Source organism: Adhaeretor mobilis, assembly GCF_007741515.1.
Lineage (GTDB): Bacteria > Planctomycetota > Planctomycetia > Pirellulales > Lacipirellulaceae > Adhaeretor > Adhaeretor mobilis.
Genome location: NZ_CP036263.1, coordinates 5,022,634 through 5,045,563, shown reverse-complemented (window position 1 = coordinate 5,045,563; position 22,930 = coordinate 5,022,634). Strand labels below are relative to the sequence as shown.

Sequence of the window (22,930 nt, the reverse complement as noted above, 5' to 3'; positions counted from 1 at the left end):
CCGACGCGATTAAAGCAGGTTCAGCACATCGCCCTTCCAACGTACGAAGCCTTCGATCGCTTCGTACTCTGCCAGGCCGAGCGCATCGTAGACTTGGGCCGTCTTATGGTTGCGATCTTCGGCCCGTTGCCAAAACTCTCGCGGGTCGGGTCCGGGGAACAGGGCGCGGTCTTTTTGCGACTCGTGCTTGAAGATCGCGTTTCGCTTGCGGAGCATTTCGTTCGGGCTAAGCGGCACCGACATTTCGATTTGATGCGGGCTCCATTCTTGCCAGGCACCGCGATAGAGCCACACGTCGCACACTTCGTACCAAGATTCTTCCTGCACCTCTTGGCAAGCCTCCAAAATAGCTTTCAAGCAGGTGCGATGCGTACCGTGCGGGTCGGAAAGGTCGCCGGCGGCATAAATCTGATGCGGCTTGATTTGCTGCAGCAATTTGACCGTGAGTGCGATATCGTCTTCGCCGAGCGGCTTCTTGCGCACGCGCCCCGTTTCATAAAACGGCATGTCCATGAAGTGCAACTTGTCGGCCGGTACGCCACACACACGAGCTCCGGCGCGGGCTTCACCGCGGCGGATGAGTCCTTTGACCCTTTGCACCGCTTCACTATCGACCTCACCAGGGAGCTTGTTCTCAAGCGCTTCCTGCATGCCACTGAGCAGGGCGCTCGTTTGTTCGTTGGGGAGCTCAAACGCATTGTTGAAGTCCGCAATCAATTCGGCCTGCTCTCGCACGTCGTGGTCGAACACTGCGATATTGCCCGAGGTTTGATACGCGATATGCACTTCGTGCCCCTGATCGGCAAGTCGCCCGAGGGTCCCGCCCATGGAGATCACATCGTCGTCCGGGTGGGGCGAAAACACGATGATACGTTTCGGGAAGATGTCTTCATGATTCTGTGGACGATCGCCCGGCTGGCGAGCATGCTCTGGCTTGCCACCGGGCCAACCGGTGATCGTGCTTTGCAGATGGCGGAACACTTTGAGGTTGATGTCGTAGGCACTGCCGTACTGAGCGAGCAAGTCTTGGAGGCCCTCCTCGTTGTAGTCTTCGACGGTGAGCTTGAGGATGGGTTTCTGCAAATGCTGCGAGAGCCAGAGCACGGCTTTGCGAATGAGCGGTTCGTTCCAATCGCACGAGCCCAACACCCACGGGCAACGGAATCGCGTGAGTTGCTCGGCGGCTGCGTCGTCGAGAATGATTTTCGCGTTGGCGTGATCCTGGAGGAAACTGGCAGCGATGGACTTAGAAATCTCCCCTTCGATGGCGGCCGCGACGACGGGTGCTTTTCCTTCGCCAAAGGCGAGCAAGTAAATCTGCTTCGCTTCGAGAATCGTGCCGACGCCCATCGTAATGGCGCGACTCGGCACGTACTCTTCGCCAAAGAAGTCGCTGGCAGCGTCACGACGTGTGACGATGTCGAGCGTGATCAAACGCGTACGACTTTCACGCCCTGAGCCCGGCTCGTTGAAACCGATGTGCCCGGTGCGACCAATGCCGAGGATTTGAATGTCGATTCCGCCGGCACTGGTAATGGCTTGCTCGTAGTCGCGACAGTAATTGGCAACCTCGGCTTCGTCGATGGTGCCATCGGGGATGTGGACGTTCTCTGGCTTGATATCGACGCGATCGAACAGATGTTCCTGCATGAAACGCACGTAGCTTTGTAGCGCATCGGAGTCCATTGGGAAGTATTCGTCGAGATTGAAGGTCACGACATTCTGAAACGAAAGGCCTTCCTCTTCGTGCAGGCGGACCAGTTCATCGTATACGGAAACCGGCGTGCTGCCCGTCGCGAGCCCCAGGACGCAGTTTTCGCCGGCATCGCTGCGTTGCCGAATTAGGTCTGCGATTTGCCCGGCGACATAGGTACTGGCATTTTTGGCGTTCTGAAAAACGTGGCTAGGAATCTTTTCGACTTCCATGCCGTGGGAATTGGTGATCGGGGCGGCGGAACTTTCAGCGGTACTCATCGAACGGTTTTTCCTCGCGAGGGCAAGATTCTATCACAAATGAAGCTGTCCATTGTAGTAAAGTCGGAGCGACATTTCGCCTGGGAATTGGCAGAGAAAATGCCGTTTTTGCGCAATCGGAGTGGTCTGTGGAACGATTCGTTGGAAGTTGCGACGAGCTGATCCGATCTGAAAGGCGTTGATAGTTGGATTGAACCCACTAGACGGCGCACGCGACTGCCTACGCATGTCAGATCAGGGGGAGCCCTATCCAATCGATTAGCCGAATACACGTTCTAACAATTCGTCCGCGAGCCAAGGTTCTTGCTGAGCTTCATCACCTTCAAGACCGGAACCAACCGCATCAAGCTCCGCGAAGTCGAATGTCGTTGAGCTGCGCTTGTCGGTTTCGCCGCCGGCTGTATGAATGGCTTCTGCGGTTGGTGGTTGGACCGCAAGTTGCTCCTCAGTTGCATCTGCGTCTTCACCAAACAGTGCGTCCGCCAAAAGAGGCGAATACGCTAGCGAGAGGTTTGTACTGGTGGAACTGGGGAGGAGCGTGAGAGTCGGAGCTAGTGCAACCGCAGCTGAGCTACCATCCAGAGCGTGCTGATGGATTGGGATCTGGCTCTGAGTAAGCGTATGAGTACTCGCCCCAAATTCCTCGCCCAGAGAGCGATTGGTGAGCCCTGCTCCCTGCCCAAAACCAACGGGTGTGCGCCCGCGCAGATCGGGCAGTGCAAAGGTGATTTCGCCATCGCCACCGTAGGTGGTTCCGAGGAGACTAAAGAGTGACTGGTGCTGAGCGATGGAAAGCAACTGACCGTCCAAGAATGCGGACCCCTGAGGAGCAAAGTTGCCAGCGAAGGGTACAATAGCGCCAAGGCTACTAGTGCCAAACCCCCCGCTTTCTGAAGGAAAGTCTCCCTGGAGATTGATCACATAATTCACGGTTAGGTAGGGCTGCCGATTCTCATGCGCCTGGCCGCTGCCCGTGCTACCTGTGAAGTCATCGGGACCAGGCGATGTGTGTGTGTGGGCGGGCATTTGATTGGTTGCCAGGGCAACGGTTTCGACACCGGCGCGACTTCCTAAGTTATTTCCGTTCCCCTCATGCACCGCTATACGACCACGCAAGTCGGGCAGCGCGAAAGTGGTTCTCCCATCGCCCCCGTAGGTAGTTCCCAGGAGGCTAAACAAGGCCGAATTCTGACTGGTGGGGACCAACTGTCCATTCAAGTGGGGGCCATCGGTAGCATATTCAAAGCCAGCATAGACCGAAATCGCACCGTAGTACCCGTTGTGAAACGCACCTCCGCCGCTCTGACTTGGGAAGCTACCTTGCGCTGTGATGACATAGTTCAACCCGAGCGAAGGTTGCACATTGTTGTGCGCTGCACCGTTGCCCACTTGGGTCGTGTCGACAGTGCCGCCTATCGCGGAGTGGCTATGGGTAGGAAGTTGCGACGTGGTGAGTGTAACAGTCTCTGTGCCGAGCTTCTGCCCCAGTGAGCGGGGAGTTAACCCCGGTCCAGTTCCTTCACCCATGGCGGTGCGACCGCGCAAGTCGGGCAGTCCAAAGGTTGTTTCACCATCGCCGCCGTAGGTGGTTCCTAGAAGGCTAAACAAAGCTTGGTGTTGAGAGATCGGCAAAATTTCGCCATCGGCAAACTTCCACCCATTCGGCTCAAAATCACCAGCAAACAGCGCAACCTCGCCGATGTAGGGCACGCCGTTAGGGGCAAAAGCGCCACTGGGAAAGGTGCCTTGCGTGGCGATCAAGTAGTTGAGACCTAGCGAAGCCTGCACGTTGTTGTGCGCCTGGCAACCGCCCGCAGTGCCGGTGGGGCCGTTGAAGTCTTGCCCGTAGGTTAATTGCCAAGCAGCTAGGTCGCTGGCATCGACATCCGTATCGTCGTCGGCGTTGCCGTCGGCGCGCGAAGCGTCCGCCATGCCGAAGCCGATTTGCCAGGTAAGAAAGTCGAACCCGTCGACCTTGAGATCGTTGTCGAAATCAGCCGATGGGGCGACTTGGGCTTCGTAGGCACCGACGTCCCGGCCTGCGCCAACTTCACGCGCGTAGGGTGCGCCGCGTTGGTCGAAAGATGTTCCCAGCAGGGCGACCTCTTCGGGCGATAATACCTCGTCAAAGATACGAATGCGTTCGACAAAACCGGCTTCAGATTCACTAGGCCCTGATTCATTCTCGAAGAACCGCATGATCTGGTCGGGGCCACTGAACACTGACTGGTCGCTTGAGTCGACATAAGTCCACAACAGCGTCCCGTCCACGTAGGCGGCAATCTCGTCAGTTACCGCGTCACGGGAGAAAACGAGGTTATGCAGCGTATTGGCCGTGAAAACACTTCCCGACACAGCGACTTGTCCGCTCTCGTAAAACACCAACGTGTCGTTAAGGGCATACAGGCCGTTGTCAGAGCCGCGATCCTTGAAATCGATAATTTTTTGGTAGGGATTGCCCTGGTCATATGCAACGTAAGAAAACTCCAACTCGATTGTGTACTCTCCCGGGTCGTTGCTAGCCGACAATAGGGTCAAACCTTCGTTATTTTCAAATTCATACCCCGAGCCGACCAGCGTACCGCCGAGGGGAACCAAATCGGGTCCGCCAAACGAGTCGGCATACGTGCCGTTGAGTTCGTAGCTATGCACCGGCGCCGTCAGCGCAATCGCATCAATCGCCGGACTGTCCGGCAGGAGTGCGTGAGTTTGAGTGGGTCCGCCGTTGTTGGCTAGTGGGCCAAGCAGCGGGTCGCCGGTGATGGTGTCGGCGAGTCCGTCGCTGCCGTCTTCGACGAGATTGTGGGAACCGGTGAGCGTGCCCAGTGTGGAATCGACTTCCTCGTTCGCTGTGCTGTTGGCGACAATCGAGCCGGTGAGTGTCGCCGTGCCCCGATTAAAGATACCGCCGCCGCGAGTGGTCGCTGAATTCCCCGACAAGGTACTGCCGGTGATAGTTACGGCCGCGCTACTGTTGTTGTAGATGCCACCACCACCGGCAAAGACAACCGTACCTGTTGCTGAATTCCCAGAGAGGGTACTATCGACGATGGTCGCAGTGCCGACGCTAGAAGTAAGGGATAGATTGGAAAGTCCGCCCCCAGTGAGTGCCGTATTTCCCGAGAAGGTACTCTGCCTGACGACGAGATCGCCCACATTTCTGATGCCGCCGCCGACGGAACTCGCAGCATTCGCAACCAGGTTGACGCGATCGAGAAGCAGATTCTCGTGATTTAGTATTGCTCCCCCTGCGGTGGAGCCTGAAATCGGTGTGCCGATGTCTCCGCCGGTGAGTGTGAGATCGCTGATCTCGACTTGAATGGGCGTCAGGCTATCGATCGAGAAAATGCGAAAGCCATCGCCCGTGGCGAAGAGGCCATCGGTGCCGTTTCCGGCGTCGATCGTAAGCAATTCTGCGCCGGGCCCCACGATGTTCATGTCCGTGGTGATCGTCGGCAGCTGCGAGCCCAGGTTGATCGTGCCGGAGAGCGAGAATTCAATCGTATCCGCCTCGCCATTGCCGTTGGCGACGTTGATTGCCTCGCGCAGACTGCCGCCGTCGAGCGTGTCGTCCAAACTGCTGACCGTGAGTGCCGCCAACAGACGGCGGTCTTCGAGCGATTCAAATCGCAGTTGCCTGCGATTGCCAGGGCGCTGGTTCAGATGCAAAGTTGAACTGCCGCAACGCGAGAGAAACGATGGGCGACGAGAAGTGTTCATACACTGAAATCCTTCACGGAAATGAGAATTCAAGTCACTAGCCTGGCGCTTCTAGCGAAGCTTCACGAGAACCAGCGTGGGAGACACCACTTGGAATCGATGCCGACCTCCCCGATCGGCATTTGGGGAGATTATAGCCAATGAGTTTGCGGATAGCCACTAGCGGTTAATTGTTGGCAGATAGTCGCGATTCGCCTCTGGGGGATCCCGTCGCGTCGGGGTCGGCTCGGGAGCATTTCAACTATCGTCCACTGCTCAATGTTATTTCGCGGTCGCACGCAGCAAGTCTTCCATCGCGATCTTCTCCCTCACAGAGAGCTCGACCAAAACTTCCGCCGCGTCGTTGATGTGTTTCACGTCGGAAGTTTCTCCCGCCTCGTGAAAATGGTCTGCCACGCTCGTCCATAGTGTTGCGATTTGGTCAAATGCGTGGGAAGCATCCTTGAGTTCGGACTGCGAAGTCAACTCGTAAGCCTCTAACAGAAAATCCCGGTAAAGGTTGCGGAAAAGTGCTCCTCCCGTGCCGGCGCGTTCCATGAGCGTTGCTGTGGTTTGAAAGTCTCGCTTGCGATCCTTGCTAGTCTCAAACCATTTCTTGATTTCGCGACTTGTCTTCAGGATACCCTTGTACCCAATGTTCGTGATCGGTGGTCTTAGGTAATCCTTTGCATTGTTGTGGATCGCTGTCTTGAGGATCTCTCTCAAATCTGGTCGCTCGCCATCGCAGGAAATCGAGTACGACAGATTCCTAGACGACATGGGGCCCTTTTCGCTGCGGGCCAATGCCAAATTCTGGAGAAAAGTCTTGACCTTCCCACCCTGTTGATCGGTATCGACTAAGTACGCGAACTCCTCGTCGTAGCCGTACATGGCGACATAGTGCCCCGCGAAATGGATTTTTGATGAGAAGTAATCAAGATGAAAGCAATCGAGCTTCAGCCCGACGGGAATGCCTGCATCAATCAAGCGAGCCGCATTCTCCCACGCTTTCTTGACTGACACGGTTTCTTGGATGGTTCGAGTCAGATTCAGGTTCCGGCAAAGGTTCTCGGTTAGCAAGTCGGGTTTGACGCGGCCGCCAATGAACGGGAAGTCCATCGTCTTCATGTTCCAATAGATGAACCCCAGTCCCTCGCCGAGACCAAAGAGCATCGGTTCGGTCAGCTCAATCCCAAGATGCCGAAGCAGGCAACCAGCGGCCGTCGTTTCGCAGTGCTGGCCTACAAATGGGTCGAAATGGGCTAACTTCATCTGATCGCACTAGGTGAATAACTAATGGATAGAAGGTATCGGTGGATCGTATCGAAGCTGAATTCCTGACGTCAAGCAGAGCTTCTAACGCAGGATTATGTGGGGATCTTGAGAATTACTGGTCCACGATTCTCATCGTGATTTCTGAACCCAGTTGATTACGTCTACGAAGGGGGCCACGTAGAACCGAGCCCTGTTCCTCTTCAGGTAGCCCAAGAATTCGCGGTGTGCTTCCTTCGAAACGTTAAGGTGTCCGCCGCCAACGCTATGAAACATGAGCGTTGCCACGGTGCCATTTCTTGCTGCTTCCTCGGCTTGCGCGATTAGATCAGCCGCAGGATGATCGATGACCATGAAGCTGGGTGTGTAGTAACAATCAAACTCTGCCATGCTGTTAGGCACAGGACCAACACCCCGCGCGCCTGGGAAGAGCTTTTTTACTTCAGGGATAAAGCTTTTCCCGCCGGCATCACTTTCGGAACAGGTATAGCCGTAGGTGCGTTCCTTTTTCCCGTCCACCGCTCTTAGAAGCGTATTCGCCACCCACAATTCATCTTTCATTCGACGAACGGTATAGTTTTCCATCGCATATTCTGGAACGATCCACTCTCTCTTCTTCCCATTGCCTTCGACACCCATGCAGGGATGGAAAAGCGAGTGATTCCCCAATTCATGGCCACGTTTGGCCAATGCCCGCCATTCATCCGTTCGTTTGGCTAAAGATCCGGAAGCTCCATGACAATAAAAGGTCCCGCGAAACCCGTGTGATTCTAAATCTGGGGCAGCAAGATCTAAGTGACAATCCAGTCCATCGTCGTAGGTCAAACAAACTGCAGCCACGGCGCCATCCGGCCAGGTAAAGTGGCTTTCTTTTTTTGAACCACTAGCCGCATCAACACCTTGTGCGAATACGTGACTACAGGCAAGAAGTAAGATGCAGAGCAGCGTCAGAGTCTGGTTTCGCATTTCAGAGGATCCTTACTGATTTCAGTAGGTTGTTACACATTGTGGGCAGGTGACCGTTTAACTCGGAATAGAATGGGCGGCCTTTTCGCCGATTGAGCGATCTACCTCAGGACGACCAGGCCGAAAGGGCTTGATGTTGTTAGACGACCTATCTTCAACGAACACCCTGACGTTATTGTAGCCGGTTCCTTAGGGGACTCGAGTGAGATTCTGGCGATCATGTCCCCAACAGTCTGATTCACCTACGTGAAATTGCAAAGGCAAAAATCGAACGGAAGCGACTCGCTTTGTTAGGGCACACCAACACAAGATTGTGTCGTCCGCGAACAGATTGCGATATCCATGTCTTCCAACTAGGAGAGCAGCACCGAAACTAAGACGGCTTCATCTTCTGAAGAAGCAAACGATGGATTCTCCGCTATTCAATTGCTTTCCGAATCGGCTTCGCGGCCACCTGCGTTTGATCTAGCTCGTTGTAGAAACAGGGAGCTTGCCCATTCTAGAACTCAGCTAGACAAATTCTCGGTTCGGAGAAACACCTACCGAGAAGACTTACCTAACTATACCCTCGTAGAGAGTCGCAGCCTGGGTGACCGTTTTGTCGTAGCCGAACGCATCGGCGGCGGGTTGGGTAGCCATGCCCTTACCCAGCAACTCAAAGTGATCGAGCGTCATATAGGCGGGGTGGCTTACTCCGCACGCGCGGCACAGGCGCAAGAGCTCTTTGCGTAGCGAGACCAAGTAGTTCGCCAGGCGCGCCGCTTTGAGAGTCGGATCGAGACCAGCCATGAGCCACTTGTTTTGGGTGGCGACTCCAGCAGGACAAAAGCCGGTGTGACAACGTTGGGCCTGGATGCAGCCGATCGAAAGCATTGCTTCGCGCGCTACGGAAATCATGTCGCAACCCATACCAAACGCCAACAGTGCTTGCTCGGGGAAACCGAGTTTGCCCGAGCCGATGAACGTGACGTGGTCTTGCAGGTCTTGGGCGACAAACTCGCGATAGACTCGGCTCATGCCATGCTTGAAGGGCAGGGCAACGTGATCGGAGAACACGCGCGGTGCTGCGCCGGTGCCGCCCTCGCCACCGTCGATGGTAATGAAATCGACGCCTCGATTGGTCGTCGCCATTTGGGATGCTAGATCGCTCCAAAAGTCCATGTTTCCGATCGCGCTCTTGATGCCCACCGGCAATCCGGTGGCTTGGGCTAGGAGTTCAACGAAATCGAGCATGCTATCGACGCTGTCGAACTCGCGATGCGATGAGGGGCTCAGGCAATCTTTACCCATCGGAATGCCACGTATCGCGGCAATTTCAGGTGTAATTTTCTCCGCAGGCAACATGCCGCCGACGCCCGGTTTGGCACCTTGGCTAAGCTTTATTTCTAGCGCACGCACGGGGTTTTTCTCGACGACTTCCATGAGGCGTTCGAGAGAGAAGGTTCCATCTTTCTCGCGACAACCAAAGTAGCCCGTGCCGATTTGCCACATGAGATCGCCGCCATGCTGGTGATGGGGAGAGACGCCCCCTTCGCCGGTGTTGTGCAACGCGCCCGCCAGTTCACAACCACGATTGATTGCTTCGATGGCGGGGCCACTGAGGGCGCCAAAGCTCATGCCTGAGATGTTAACCAACGACTCGGGTTTGAATGCGTGGCGACGTCCTCGATACTCACCGAGTACTTTTTGCGAGGGAATCGAGTAGCTGGCGTCAAAGTTCGCATCGCCCGGGTGAGGATCGTTCAGCGGAAAAGGACTGTGCTTGATAATCACATGGTTGGGATGCTCTTCGAGATCGACGCTCGTGCCAAAGCCAAAGTAGTTGTTCTCACTTTTGGAAGAGGCGTACACCCAACGGCGCTGTGCGCGGCTGAAGGGACGCTCCTCGTTGTCGCTCGTGACGATGTATTGACGCAGCTCTGGCCCGATATGTTCGAGCCAATAGCGGAAGTGCCCGACGACGGGAAAGTTATGCAAGATGCTGTGCTTCTTCTGCACAATATCATGCAACGCCCACACTGCGACTACCGCCACGATTAATCCAAGAGTCCACCACATGCTGCTGCCCTTTCCAGAGTGCATCAAAACCCAAGTCCATTCATTCTGAGCGCACCAGCACTCAGAGAACTGTAGCTTTTTGGCAACATGGGGGGCTGGATGGGGCGGCCGAATAGAGCGTTTGGTGCGGCTGATTGTGCCGGTGGGGTGGGTCGGTGGGATTGTGGTGGCTGCCGCAAGTTGCACTTGTTGCCGTAGCTAGGCATCGTCTGGATAGTTGCCTTCCGAGCCAGGTGCCCGCTTTGCCATTGCTGAGTTGAAGTGAGAAACAAGACTTTGCACCGACTGATTGAAGTCCCAGGCGTGACTTTCTTCGAGACCATTGGCGATATGCTGAGCAATGTCACTCAGGATATTTCCTCATGCCCACAATTCGTCGACATCACATTCAACAGCGTCTTCGTACATTCCGAGCAAGAGCGTCACGTTCGGCTTGCCGTTTGCCAGCCAGAATCGCAAGAGCTCCGTGGCATCATCGTCTTGATTGACGCCTTCAGGTATCGGTAACTCACGCATGTTGTTTGATCCTAAAGTTCGAGTTCTTCACCACTACCCAATCACTTCCCAATTCGGCTCTACCGGTTCAGCACTCACGAGCCTTTGATCCAACCCGTCATAGAAGTACGTCAGGTGGTTCGGGGTCGAGGCCCATTTGTTGGAGTGCTACCGAGAATCGCTACCGAACAACGCCGGCAAGGCGTAGGGCAAGGCTCAGCCCAAGAAGAATCGCCGACGTGGTCTGAAAACGCCTACTGCCGCGGCGATTAGGACCATAGCAAGAACCGTCGGCTCTGGAATCTGCGATACTTCTGCGGTGAAGCCTATGTTTTGGAAATCAACCTGCCTATTGTCACCCGTAAGAAATGCAGTCACGGACTTAATGTTTAGTGGTGCGGCCAGTGCAATGTCTTGGGCGGCGATTCCGCCGGGTGAGCCTAAGTCGGGTTGCACAGACAGCGTGCCTACTTGCTGGCCGAGGAGGCCAAAGAAGGTGAAATCGATGTTGTCGACATCATAGAAATCGTCAGTGTAATTCCAAAAATGAAGCGTGCCAACGTCGTAGGCAATTCCGAAGTCGAAAACAAGTTCGAGCCCGCCTCCCACGTTGTCCGCTGTGAACCAGATGTGAGTTGCTTGGTTATGAGTTTCTTCCGCGGTCGCCGTGGGCGCGTCTATCACTTTCTCGATAGTCTGTCCGTTGGCGAAAGTATTGTTAAAACTTCCCGGGGAGGTGCCAGGTCCAACTGCGACAGTGATATTCGATTGATTGAGATAGGTCCCCGCAGCGGAACAGTCTGGCTGCAAGAGAACTGCGAGAGTTAAGACCAGTAGGGCTACTGTGAATTTCATTAGATACGATTCCCTAAGTAGAGTGGTGGAAAACTCCGTCAACCTGATTGCAGTTTGGAGTTCTCTAGAGTGTAATCGACGCGAAGTGGTCAACGCAAATTGGTACCGAGGCATCGTGCAAGGACCCCCGGCGCGGGCACCGACTTGCACGAACGACGATTCATAAGCTGTCGAGTAGGGGTACACACCTGGCTCGATAGGCACGTCCGAAACGGCAGCTATTCCCACTTCCCAGTCAAAGAGCAAAGAGCCCAAACCTACCCAACCACCTCCCAAATAGGCTCGACTGGCTCCACGCCCACGAGCTTCTGGTCCAACCCGTTGTAGAAATACGTGAGGTGATTCGGATCGAGGCCCATTTGCTGGAGGACTGTGGCGTGGAGCTCTTTGACGGTGGTGGGGCGCTCCACAGCGCGGCTGCCTAGTTCGTCGGTGCTGCCGACGGTTGTGCCGCCTTTGATACCGCCGCCGGCCATCCACATGGTGAAGCCGTAGCTGTTGTGGTCGCGGCCGGTGCCTTCGGCGTATTCGGCGGTCGGTTGCCGACCGAATTCGCCGCCCCGCACCACCAAGGTTTTGTCGAGCAGCCCGCGCTGGCGGAGGTCTTTGAGCGAAGCGGCAATAGGCTGGTCGGTTTCGCTGACATCTTGGCTGTGATTATAGATCAAGTCGCCGTGGGCATCCCAGTTGTGGTCGATGTGGTTGCCACCGGGGCGTTTATCGTCGAGAAAGGTTTGCATCTGCTGGAGCGTCGGCGGTAGGCCGATTAGGTTGTAGTAAACTCGGCGGGCAAGGACTGCTTTTTCTGCCGGCGGCGAGGGGGGTAAACCCTTCGCCTCGAGCTTCGCAAGAATGAAGGCATCAAGCGGGTTTGCTACCCAAGAACTGTCTTGCCCAGTGTCTTGAAACTTGGGGAAGGAAGATTTCTTGGGCGGTAGGAACGTCCAGTGCAACTGATAGTCTGCTCCTTGAGAAATCCACTGTTCTAGGAGATCGACCTCGCGTGGCGTAAGTGGATCGCCCTCGGGCGGCATGCGAAGGTCTTCGGCTGTGGAAGAAACTCGCCGCAGGAGCTCGCTGGAGTTTGGTTTGCTCAACACGATAGCCGCTTCACCCGAATCGGTGATCGCGAGGGCCTGATCGCGCTCGTGAAGCGCAAGGGCGCTTTCGGCGAGATCCGGTCCGTGGCAAGCGAAGCAGCGTTTGGCGAGTAGTGGTTTGATGTCGCGTGAGAAGCTAACTTGTTCATGGGCCTGCGATGTGCCGCACACGAGCAAGAGAATTGCGACTACGAAGGGCGCACAGCTTGCCGGAAGGTCCCGCATGTGTTTCTGCCAGATGCGATAAAGAGGTGGCTGCACAATCAGCGGAGCGAAGACCTGGAACGGTGCCAAGTGATAGGGTCGCAAGGTTTCATTCTGGCTGGAGTGCTAGGTCTGTAAGTTGTGCACAGCTTGAAATTTTTGGTAGCACCGATACTTTCCCTTTGATTCACCTAACCAATCCGTGTGGTCATGCAAGGGAGAAGTGGCGGTGTGCGCAGCACAGGAGGTCTTAGAGGCTAGAATACGAAACTAGGATGCCTCATGTCGCAAGCGAACCCGACACGTTTCCGGCAAGGCGATAGAGGTGGCAACGCTTTTTGCGGAACAAGTGTCGGTGCTACCCGGGGGGAGAATCCAATGCATCATTCGGCAGAGACATTCTCAGGCAGCCGTGCGTGCTCGTTGAAGAACTTCCAGACCGTCTCGAACCCGTCAAAGTCTCCACTGGTGGGGCCGACTAAGCTTTTCGGGAAATTACGCTTCGCTCCCGGGATGGTGTGGCCGCCGCCGACCACTTTGTAAAGCGCCACGGTCGTGCCGCGCTCGCCGCCGGTCCACAAGCTGAACTCCGTGGTGCACTCGTCGTCGGGGTTCTTATCGGCGAGTTCGCCAACCTTAGGCTTCGCAGTGATGCCGTTACGCTTGATCCACAGAGCAACCGCCTCGTCGGTAGGAATGCAACTGCCGCGATCTGGTAGCTTTTCTCCTCGCGCCTTTCTGAGGCGAGGAAAGAAATCGACACGGATCGGTCCGCCGTCGTAGGGCACCAGCGGGTCGGCCGTGCCGTTCATGTAGAGAATCGACACGGGTAATTCAGGTTTGAATTTTTCCTTCAGCGGCACGCCCATCGATGCGATGATCACTCCTGCGGCAGAGAATATCTCGGGTCGCTCGATTGCCAGCCGCTGCGTCATGAACCCGCCATTGGAAACACCCGTGGCGAAAACCCGGTTGGCGTCGATGGCGTAGTCCTCTCGGACTTGCCGGACGATGGCTGTGAGAAATGCGACATCGTCGATTGTTTTGTCGTGCTCAGCAAAATTGGGAGACTCGCGTCCGTCGTTCCAATGGTGATTAATCGCGTTGGGATACACCGCGATGAAACCATGCCGATCGGCCACATCGGTCATTCCCATGGTGGACCCCTGGCTGGAGTTACCACCTCCACCGTGCAGGCATAGCACTAGGGGGACGGGCTGTTGCTCGCTGCATGAGGCTGGCACGTGAATGCGGAATTCGCGTTCACGGTCGTCATGCGTTATCGCGACGCTCTTGCCGGTAGGCTGCGCGCGGCGAGCACGCCGTTGAGCAATGCTGACTGTTGCGATGAGTGTTGCGCCGATCAGCGCCAATGCGAAGTAGCTTCTCTTTCGGGCTGGGATTGTCACGAGAATCTCTGCGGAGTCGGATTGTGGGATAGGCTGTCACACCTGTTTCGATCCAACCCCAGGAAGCTCCTCAGGTAGCGGCATTTCTTTCGGCATGCGTATGCGGAACTGGGCTCCTTGGCCTGCAGGAGAGATGAGCTGGATGCTACCTCCCTCGTTCTGGATCAGCCTTTTCACAATCGCCAGGCCCATACCGGTGCCTTCAATCTCGTCGCGGGATTGCAACGTTTGAAACGGTTTGAAGGCGCGCTCGTGGAACTCCGCAGAAATCCCCGGCCCGTCATCTCTCACGATGATTTCGATGTCGTTGGGCGAGACTTCTGTGGCTGTGATGGTGACGCGACCGTCCGGACGATCGTGATGTTTGATAGCGTTGCTGATGAGATTCATCATCACTTGTCGCAGAGCCGATTTTCGCGCTCGCAGTGTGGGCATGACGGGGTTGAAATCTACCTGAAACTCTGCGGGCACGTTGATCGTTTCGAGGATGTCCTGCACGAGCTCTCCGAAATCAATCGCCTGCGCAACGCCTGCGTCTCGACCGGCTCGCGCATAATCGAGCAAGTCACCCAGCAGAGCCTCCATACGTCCCACGCGACTTCGCATCAAGGTCAGGTGCTCTTGAGATTTCGGGGGCAAGCTTTCCCCCACGTCCTGGGCAATCCAACTGGCTAAATTATCGATTGCCCGCAATGGCGATTTCAAGTCGTGAGAGGCTATGTAAGCAAACTGCTCGAGATCTTCATTGGCTCGTGTTAGTTTCTCTGCTTGTCTCTGCAACATATCTTCAATCTCTTGGCGTTCTGCAATCTCCAATTCAATATGAACGTTGGCCGCTCTGAGACGACATAACGCTTCGATGAGAACCGCAAGAAGAGCCGTCGCAGAGATCCCGGTGAGTAATATTGTCGTAGAGGTGACTGAGCTGACACTCGAAGCAATCGCCTGCCAGATAAGCAATGTCGTCGCGACTCCCATGATTCCACCTACGGACGAAAGCCACGGAGGAATAGACTGCCGCTGACGAGTCCAGGACCAGGTAAACAGTGTGATCGACAGCACAATGAACGCTCCCGACGTATGTATTGCCATGCTTGTCAGATGACCCCAGCCATACGCCTCAGAAATGCCTCCCGCGTACCCAACAATCGCTGCCAGTGCAAGCGAGAAGATAACGCACGATGTCACGGCGGTGGTTGCACTGTGCTGTCGCATAGATGCAGCAGCCACTAGGGAAATCGCAGTCAGAACAAAGCAGAGAGCTGTGTTTGGGGCCATTCGTCCTGGATGAGAGGTTTCGACCGTGATGTAGTGCTCCATGAAAAACTGGTCGATGCCAAAGGAGACGCCAAGCACATATTCTAGCAGGGTCAAGAAACCGATGAGGCCAAACGCATACGAGAGGCCCACAGCCCAGCTTTTCTTCCCGTAAGCGAGCAGCAATGTTGCAACTCCTGCAAGCAAGAACCCAAGAGCCGTGTTGTACTGCATCGGAACAAGCGACGGATTGATCTGTAGGACGGTCGTCCAGCCGAGATGCCAACTGGTGATGACGAGCATCCCAAGAACAGCAACAAAGCCAGAGATTAGCGCGAACAGATGCTTCCATTGCCTCTGTTGGACGCCCACCATTGTCTTGTTCTGAATTGTTTTCATTTTGTTATGAGCGTTGCTTTACTCTTCCACGGACCGCCGAAGCAACGGCTAACAGGCCCAGCGCCCGCAATAATCAAATATGCTAATATATCGTCCTCAGCCAGACTTCCTGCTGGGCACATCATAACCCTATTCCTCGAACCTTAGTACCGAAACCTATGAGCAATACCAAAGCCGCCATCATCGGCACCGGATTCATTGGCCCAGCCCATCTGGAAGCGTTGCGGCGCGTGGGTTGTATCGACGTGGTCGCCGTCGCAGAGCGCGACAACGCAACGGCGGAAGCCAAGGCAGCAGAGCTCTCGATTCCTAAAGGCTACGGCGACTACCACGCCATGCTGGCGGATCCCGAGATTGAGGTCGTCCACAATTGCACGCCGAATCATTTGCACTTCGAGGTGAACAAGGCGATCCTCGCAGCAGGAAAGCATGTCGTGAGCGAGAAACCGCTGGCGATGAACTCGACCGAGTCAAGAAAACTGGTTCGGCTGGCCAACGAATCGGGAAAAGTAAACGCGATTAACTTCAACTACCGCTACAACCCGCTGGTGCAACAAGCGCGCGCCATGTGTCAGCGTGGCGACATTGGTCGCGTGTTGGCAGTGCAGGGGAGTTATCTGCAGGACTGGCTACTACAAGAGAACGACTGGAATTGGCGACTGGAGCCGGAGATTGGCGGCGACTCTCGCGCGGTCGCCGATATCGGGTCGCACTTGTGCGACATGGTGCAGTTTGTGACCGGCTTGAAAATCAAACGCCTAATGGCGGACATGCAAACGATACATCCCGTGCGCAAGCGCCCCAAGGTGGAAGTCGAAACCTACGCCGGCAAAGAGATCAAGCCAGAGGACTTGGAAGACGTAGAAATCAAGACCGAAGACTACGCTTCGATCCTCGTGGAATTCGAGAATGGTTGCCACGGTGTGTTGACGGTCAATCAGTGTGCTGCAGGTCGGAAGAATCGCCTGTTCTACGAAATCGACGGCGCGAAGCGGGCCATTGCCTGGGATCAAGAGCGCCCCAACGAGCTATGGATTGGCCGGCGCGACGGACCGAATGAAGTGCTGATGAAAGACCCGAGCTTGCTGTATGAGGAAGCACGCGAATATGCACACTACCCTGGTGGGCATAATGAGGCATATCCAGACGCACCGAAGAACCTGTTTCGCAACGTGTATGGCTTCATCCGCGGCGTGCGCAAGGGGGGCGACTTCGCTACGTTCCAAGACGGCCACGACGAAATCGCCATCTGCGACGCGGTACTCAAGAGCAACCAAGCGAGCCAATGGGTAGACGTGGATTATTAGGGAGCACCAGAAGCTTTTGCCGAACTATTCAATCACACAAATCGCAAATTTAGATCCGATTGCTTGCCCGTGCGGCAAGGCACGGCGCGCGTTTGTTGCAGAGGCGGAGAGCCCCGCTTCGCTGCACGAAGTGGATATCACGGAGAACGCACGCACGCATTTCCATAAGACGATGACGGAGTTTTACTACGTGATTGAAGGCAACGGCTTTGTGGAACTTGACGGTGATCGTCATGCAGTCAGGCCCGGCGATGCCGTTCTGATCCGCCCCGGCTGCCGGCACCGGGCCGTTAGCGAACCTGGGAAACCATTGAAAATACTCAATGTGTGCGTGCCAGCATTCGATCCGGCTGATGAATGGTTTGATTAAGGTGCCCCAACACTTCTACTACTTCAACTGTTTCCCATACTCGTTGGTCGGATCGCGGTACATCGAGTGCAGGTGATCGGTCGGTTTGTCACCCAGGTTTTGGCAGGCGTACTCGATGATGAGCGTGGGACCCTGGATGGCGTAGGAAACGTCACTTCCTGCTGCGGTAGGGCCGTGCCAGGCGAAGTGCATTTGGTCGATTTCTTTGCGAAGCTGCTCCATTCGTAGCTCTGCTTGCTCGGGTGGCAAGTCGTTGACCCATTGGGCGATGAGCTTCATGAGCGCCTCTTTTTGAGCATCGCTGAAGTCGGCACACGACACGCCGGCAGCCTCGGGAACTTTGCCATCAGTGCCGGGGCCGGTTTTGATCCTGCCACGCTTGGGCTTCACGATCGCTTGTGCTTGTAACTTGGGATCGAGACTGTTGATGAGCTCGGTCGCACCGTCGGTTTCCCTTTCGAACGGGCGGATCTTTTTGTCGGCAAGGTGATACGCTTCTGGTTGGGTGCCGATGAAGCTGGGCGACATCGTCAGCTTCTTCCCTTCGATGGCCAAGTTGACGCCCACATGATGGCCATCGAGTTGAAATGCCCAAGGCGTATCGGGCGAGGGTGTGCCAAAGATCACCACGGCGAACTCTTCGGTGCCGAATCCCGACCGAGCCCGCCCCCCTTTGAGCAATTGATCGTCAGCGAGCATGATGTGGCACATTTTCGCGTAGCCTTGCTTGCTGAAGAGCGTGCCCATGAGATCGCAAGCCGCTTCGACCTGCTGCTGGTTGCATTTCCCCAGTTGCAAACCGCCCGCATCTGACCGGGCCGGGAGGTTGGTCCACTCGCGTCGTTCGGGATCGTCCAAGGTAAGCGCCGCCTGCTGTCTTTGTGCGTCGTCCAACGTTTCCAGGAACCGCTGCGCCGCCTCAGCCATCGCTTGGGGCGTGTGCTCGCGAGACTTCGGCTCGTACGTCCCTACGATTCGGCTTGCTTCGGATACGAACTGGTCGGAAGCAGTCGGCTGGGCTGACGCGAATGGCGCGTACGTGAGGATTAGGCTCGCAACGAGTGCGCGCGCAATTGGGGCAGGGCGGGGCATGATGAGTCTCCGATATCGGGTTAGCAGAATAGCCACCCAATCATCGTAGGTCGTACAGACTCAAGCAACAAGCGGCACTATTGCAGCTCGAGCACCGCGGTCACCGGGAAGTGGTCTGAAGGGTAGCGGCCATCGAGAGCATGCTGGTCGATATTCGCCTGGAGGACTTTCCAGTTTCCGCTGACGAGTATGGCGTCGATCTTCTGGCTGCTCGGCTTGCCTTTGAAATTGTGGTAGGTGCCGACCGAGTCGGTAGGATCGTGGACCTGAAGAAAGGCTTCTCGCAATTGATTTTGCTGTAGCGCATGCCTAGCCGGGTTCTGGGGCCCGACATTGAAATCGCCAAGAAGCAGGATTGGCTCATCAGGTTTGGCGATCGAGTTCAGTCGTTCCGCTATCACCTTGGCACCTTTCAAGCGTGCCGGTTGGGACTCGTGGTCCCAGTGCGTATTGAGTGCAAGTACTCGGTGACGAGAGTTTCGATCGAAAAGCCGAGCCCAAGTGCAGATTCTCGGATAATGATTGCCCCAAGTCATCGAGCCCGGTTCCTCAGGCGTATTCGACAGCCAGAACATCCCAGACGCCAAAACCTCATACCGCGAGCGGCGATACAAAATTGGCGAAGCTTCTCCGCCTCCATCCGCATCGCGCCCGCCACCAATGCTGTTGTACTCAGTCAAGGTCTCGGCGATGGCAGAAGATTGCTCCGGAAGTACTTCTTGCAGACCCAGAATGTCCGGCGAGAAGTGCCTGATGCGATCCAGGACTAACTCGCTGCGATGTCGCCATGCATTCTCTTTATCGTCTTCTGTGTTAAGGCGAATGTTAAAGGTCATCGCTCGGGTTTGGGATTCAATGTGGGCATCTTCAACGGCTTTTATACTCGCTGCTTCATTGCTGGTCGAGTTTCTCTGGAAGACACGAACGTAGTCAACTAGCATGTGCTGTGGCCAATTGCTGGTAGCATCGGGCTGGGCTTCTTTCACGTAGTCTCCGCCTACGGCAAGATTAAGAATTACCTGCATGGGCGCCGTTTGATGCGAGAGAAAACCATCGAGTTTCTCATCAGTGACTGTCCACGAGGGGGCTCCGTCTACGAAGAAACGAATCTCCTCCTTGTCCCACTCTGCCGCGTAAGTGTGGTAGCCCTGATGGAAGTCGACCGGCTTGCCTTTGACCGCCAGTTCGTAGGGCGACGATTCGAATTTGTGCGTGTAGGGTGGATTCGTACCGTAGTGGAACGCATGGCTTACCACGTGGGGCCAGTCGCCGCGGTTCTCCAGGATGTCGATCTCACCCTGGCTGGGCCAACGATATTTTTTTGAGTCAGGCAGAATCCAGATCGCCGGCCAAGTACCACGCGTGCTGGGCAACTTCGCCCGGACTTCCCAGCGTCCGAATCGCCACTCTTGGATGCTCACGACCTTGCCTGAGCTAAAAGGCTTGCCGCCAAAGGAATCGTTGGTAGCGCTGAGGACGAGATTCCCATCCTCGACTCGTACATGCGACGCACGATAAGCCTGCTGTTCATTGTTGTGTGGCTTCGTGGTCTCCGCGATCTGCCATTGGCTCTTGTCCAGTTCCGGGCCGTTGAATTCTTCAGCCCAAACCTGTTGCCAAACGGGCTGCTTGGCTAGGCACATGCCACTTGGCAGCGACAAACAAATCGCGAGCAACAAGAGGAACAGACAAACTGGCAGTCGGCCGGAGTGCGTTCGGAAACAAAGCGTTCGGAAACAAACTAGCTTACGTGTTGGCATGCTGAGAGATTCGGCCTTACGAGGGCGCTCCAAAAGTGCGTGTAGCAAGGTCATCTTACATTTCGCCGCGGTGCTCGCACCGTGAGGCAATCGACTCGTTAGACTAGCCCTGCATCGTCCAATCTTATGAAACGGCTAAGCAATAGCAGTATAGAGAACCGCCGCCAGCGCTGCACCTGCTAGTGGACCCACAACCGGAATCCAAGCGTAGGACCAATCGCTGTCACGTTTGTTGGGAACGGGCAAGATCGCATGGGCAATCCGTGGCCCCAGGTCGCGCGCCGGGTTGATCGCGTAGCCGGTTGTTCCGCCCAGCGAGAGGCCGATTGAAAATACTAAAAGCCCAACGGGCAGTGCGCCCAGCGCACCGAGCCCCAGCTTCATGCTCTTTGCGCCTTCAGCAGCTGCGCCCCCAGAAAGAGGCAGCTCCGCAAACAGCAATGGATCTACAGCCAACAACACGGCGAACACCAGGACAAAGGTTCCGATAGCTTCACTGATGAAGTTGTTTGTGGTGTTGCGAATTTCAGGTGCCGTTGCGAAAGTGGCAAGCTTGGCATCGCCACTTTCGGTGACGGCGTAGTGGTCGCGATAAACCAGATACACGAGGGCACCACCAGCAATGCCACCGAGCATTTGCGCGATCACGTAGCCGGGCACACTCGCCCAAGTGAAATCGTTGTCGACCATGGCCAACGCAACGGTGACTGCCGGGTTGATGTGCGCGCCACTTGCAGAGCCAACACACCACACGGCTACGAACACTCCCATGCCCCAACCAAAAGTGATGACAATCCAACCGCTGTCATTGCCCTTGGTCTTGTTGAGCACGACATTGGCGACTACACCGTTGCCAAGCAGAATGAGAATCAGCGTGCCAATGAACTCAGCAAGATACGGGTGCATGATGAGAAGAGAATCGAGAAGAGGTTGGTGATTTGATAGCTGCCCGCTAAGGTTTAACTGCTACATGAGTTCGCTGAGTTGCTTGGCTCACGAGTTCTGCAAAGTGAGGCCGAGGAATTATTTGGCCGCTTGTTGAGTTCGTAGTCGCGGCGCGGTAGTAGTTTAGCTCCTGTTGGATTCGATCGCTGCCCCAATGGAGTGCTTCACCCATCCACTGGGCGACTTGCTCGGCAATTTTCAGGTGCTCTCGGTGGTAATAGCGCCAACTGGTCCGGCGAATCATAACATCATCAAGATGCTGGGCCCATTCCTCTTGGCAATAGTGTCGGACTGCTTCTGCGGAAACTTCTGGCGGCAGAATGCCACTCAAGTTGCCACTGTGTGCGGCAACCAGCTTTTCTTCGAGCAAAGGCGTGCTGGCCGTTGCACACTCTTTCTTGCCCAATTCTAAATGCTGGAGAATCTGGTCAATCGTCTCTTCGCCCATTAGCCGATACGTGGTGAGCTTGCCGCCGGTAACATCCCACCAACCGGGGTGACTCATCGCCACTTCGTGGCGGCGTGAGATATCTGAAGGGTTGCCGCGTTTGTCGGCTACCAAGGGCCGGAGACCGGCCCACGTGCTAATCACATCTGCAGCTACCAAGTTTGCTACTGGAAACGCTCGGTTGATCGCATCCAATACGTACTGCTGATCTTCTGTTGTGCAAGTCGGGGCACCGATAGGCCCATCGTAGTCGGTGTCGGTCGTACCGAGTATCACCCGCTCGCCCCAAGGGATTGCGAACAGAATACGCTCTCCCTCGGCAACAACGACGGCATCGGGCACGGGTAGTTTCGTCTTGTCGATGACGAGGTGAACTCCCTTGGTGAGTCGTAAAGAAGTTTCTGAATTGGGTAGCCGGTGCGACCAGGGGCCCGTCGCATTGACCACACATCTTGCCCTGATTTCGCCAGAGCTACTCGTCCCGTCAGAATGTTGTTCTTGGATTTGACACGTCCAAAGGTCATTTTCGTAAGAGGCATCAACGAAGCGCGTGTAGTTTGCAATCTCAGCACCACTGGCCGCGGCAGAGCGCAGTGTGTCGAGCACCAAACGCGCATCGTTGGTTAGTCCGTCGTAGTAGCGGACAGAGCCAGTCAGGTTTTGCTGATCGAGATTAGGTAACAACTTGAGCGTAGAGGCGACATTCAGTGAGCGGCTCTTGCCCAGGTTTTTCCCGCCACACAGCCAGTCGTAAAGTTTCACCCCCAGGGAGAGTTTCCAGTAAGACCAGGGAGACTTCCGTCGGGTAGGGAAGACAAAAGCCAACGGATCGGAGAGATGTGGCGCAATGCGATTGATGACGGTCTTCTCGCGACTTGCTTCGCGAACTAAGCCAATTTTCATTTGGGCGAGGTAGCGAATGCCTCCATGGAGCAGCCTGCTCGACTTGCTGCTAGTGCCAGAGGCAAAGTCGTTTTGGTCGATGAGTTTCGTCTTCAGTCCGCGAAGCGCACCGTCTCTCGCAACGCCTGCGCCGACGATTCCTCCGCCGACGACCAGGAGATCGATCACCTCGCTATCAAGCGGCCGATCGCTATCGATATTGGTAGGGTTGTTGCTTTTCATAGACGCGATGTCCTTCGTCGTCCCTTTACCATGGCGCAAAAAGAAAGACCCCGCGGAACACCGCGGGGCCTTTCTCGATTATTCTCTAGGCCACTTGAGTGCACTAGCCGGCAGTGGAAGTTTTGACACGACACGCCGTTAGAGCTGGATTTTATTTTGTTCTTCTACTCGTCGAGTGTACTCGTGATTGCTAGG

Annotated in this window: 16 protein-coding genes; 2 read left to right on the top strand and 14 right to left on the bottom strand. The window is 55.6% G+C overall.

What is annotated here, in order from left to right:
* Window positions 1–9: 9 nt before the first annotated feature.
* From nagB to HG15A2_RS19840, 10 genes are all read right to left on the bottom strand, one after another.
* Window positions 10–1,974, bottom strand: a complete 1,965-nt coding sequence (gene nagB / locus HG15A2_RS19905) for a glucosamine-6-phosphate deaminase (RefSeq protein ID WP_145062605.1) — start codon at window positions 1,972–1,974, stop codon at window positions 10–12.
* A 258-nt stretch (window positions 1,975–2,232) separates the two neighbouring features.
* A complete protein-coding gene (locus HG15A2_RS24260) occupies window positions 2,233–5,694 on the bottom strand; it encodes a tail fiber protein (RefSeq protein WP_218932121.1) in 3,462 nt (1,153 codons plus the stop codon).
* 261 nt (window positions 5,695–5,955) lie between these two features.
* Complete coding sequence (locus HG15A2_RS19875; protein WP_145062603.1) at window positions 5,956–6,945, bottom strand: BtrH N-terminal domain-containing protein; 990 nt, start codon at window positions 6,943–6,945, stop codon at window positions 5,956–5,958.
* Window positions 6,946–7,077: 132 nt separating this feature from the next.
* Window positions 7,078–7,911: a polysaccharide deacetylase family protein gene (locus HG15A2_RS19870; protein WP_145062602.1), complete on the bottom strand. Its 834-nt coding sequence runs from the start codon at window positions 7,909–7,911 to the stop codon at window positions 7,078–7,080.
* Window positions 7,912–8,463: 552 nt separating this feature from the next.
* Window positions 8,464–9,969 carry an FMN-binding glutamate synthase family protein gene (locus tag HG15A2_RS19865; protein WP_145062600.1) on the bottom strand — a complete coding sequence of 502 codons (1,506 nt, stop codon included), beginning with the start codon at window positions 9,967–9,969 and terminating at the stop codon, window positions 8,464–8,466.
* A 360-nt stretch (window positions 9,970–10,329) separates the two neighbouring features.
* The gene (locus tag HG15A2_RS19860) at window positions 10,330–10,485 is read right to left on the bottom strand and encodes a DUF5076 domain-containing protein (protein WP_145062598.1); all 156 of its coding nucleotides are present in this window, start codon (window positions 10,483–10,485) and stop codon (window positions 10,330–10,332) included.
* A 195-nt stretch (window positions 10,486–10,680) separates the two neighbouring features.
* Window positions 10,681–11,319, bottom strand: coding sequence for a hypothetical protein (locus tag HG15A2_RS19855; protein ID WP_218932120.1), 639 nt, complete (start codon window positions 11,317–11,319; stop codon window positions 10,681–10,683).
* Window positions 11,320–11,576: 257 nt separating this feature from the next.
* Window positions 11,577–12,728 (bottom strand): DUF1501 domain-containing protein, encoded by a 1,152-nt coding sequence (locus tag HG15A2_RS19850; RefSeq protein WP_145062596.1) that lies wholly within the window; start codon window positions 12,726–12,728, stop codon window positions 11,577–11,579.
* Window positions 12,729–13,006: 278 nt separating this feature from the next.
* Window positions 13,007–14,032 carry an alpha/beta hydrolase family esterase gene (locus tag HG15A2_RS19845; protein ID WP_218932119.1) on the bottom strand — a complete coding sequence of 342 codons (1,026 nt, stop codon included), beginning with the start codon at window positions 14,030–14,032 and terminating at the stop codon, window positions 13,007–13,009.
* Window positions 14,033–14,068: 36 nt separating this feature from the next.
* Window positions 14,069–15,688, bottom strand: coding sequence for a sensor histidine kinase (locus HG15A2_RS19840; RefSeq protein WP_145062593.1), 1,620 nt, complete (start codon window positions 15,686–15,688; stop codon window positions 14,069–14,071).
* Window positions 15,689–15,846: 158 nt separating this feature from the next.
* On the opposite strand from HG15A2_RS19840, the gene HG15A2_RS19835 reads away from it, so the two are divergent.
* Complete coding sequence (locus HG15A2_RS19835) at window positions 15,847–16,995, top strand: Gfo/Idh/MocA family protein (protein WP_145062591.1); 1,149 nt, start codon at window positions 15,847–15,849, stop codon at window positions 16,993–16,995.
* 16 nt (window positions 16,996–17,011) lie between these two features.
* A complete protein-coding gene (locus HG15A2_RS19830; RefSeq protein WP_145062589.1) occupies window positions 17,012–17,365 on the top strand; it encodes a cupin domain-containing protein in 354 nt (117 codons plus the stop codon).
* An 18-nt stretch (window positions 17,366–17,383) separates the two neighbouring features.
* On the opposite strand, the gene HG15A2_RS19825 is transcribed toward HG15A2_RS19830, so the two are convergent.
* From HG15A2_RS19825 to HG15A2_RS19810, 4 genes are all read right to left on the bottom strand, one after another.
* Window positions 17,384–18,457, bottom strand: coding sequence for a DUF3500 domain-containing protein (locus HG15A2_RS19825; protein ID WP_145062587.1), 1,074 nt, complete (start codon window positions 18,455–18,457; stop codon window positions 17,384–17,386).
* A 77-nt stretch (window positions 18,458–18,534) separates the two neighbouring features.
* On the bottom strand, window positions 18,535–20,217 hold the full coding sequence (locus tag HG15A2_RS19820) for a family 16 glycosylhydrolase (protein WP_218932118.1): 1,683 nt from the start codon (window positions 20,215–20,217) through the stop codon (window positions 18,535–18,537).
* A gap of 135 nt (window positions 20,218–20,352) precedes the next feature.
* Window positions 20,353–21,123: an MIP/aquaporin family protein gene (locus HG15A2_RS19815; RefSeq protein ID WP_145062583.1), complete on the bottom strand. Its 771-nt coding sequence runs from the start codon at window positions 21,121–21,123 to the stop codon at window positions 20,353–20,355.
* Window positions 21,124–21,169: 46 nt separating this feature from the next.
* Window positions 21,170–22,735: a glycerol-3-phosphate dehydrogenase/oxidase gene (locus HG15A2_RS19810; protein ID WP_145062581.1), complete on the bottom strand. Its 1,566-nt coding sequence runs from the start codon at window positions 22,733–22,735 to the stop codon at window positions 21,170–21,172.
* Window positions 22,736–22,930: the final 195 nt, after the last annotated feature.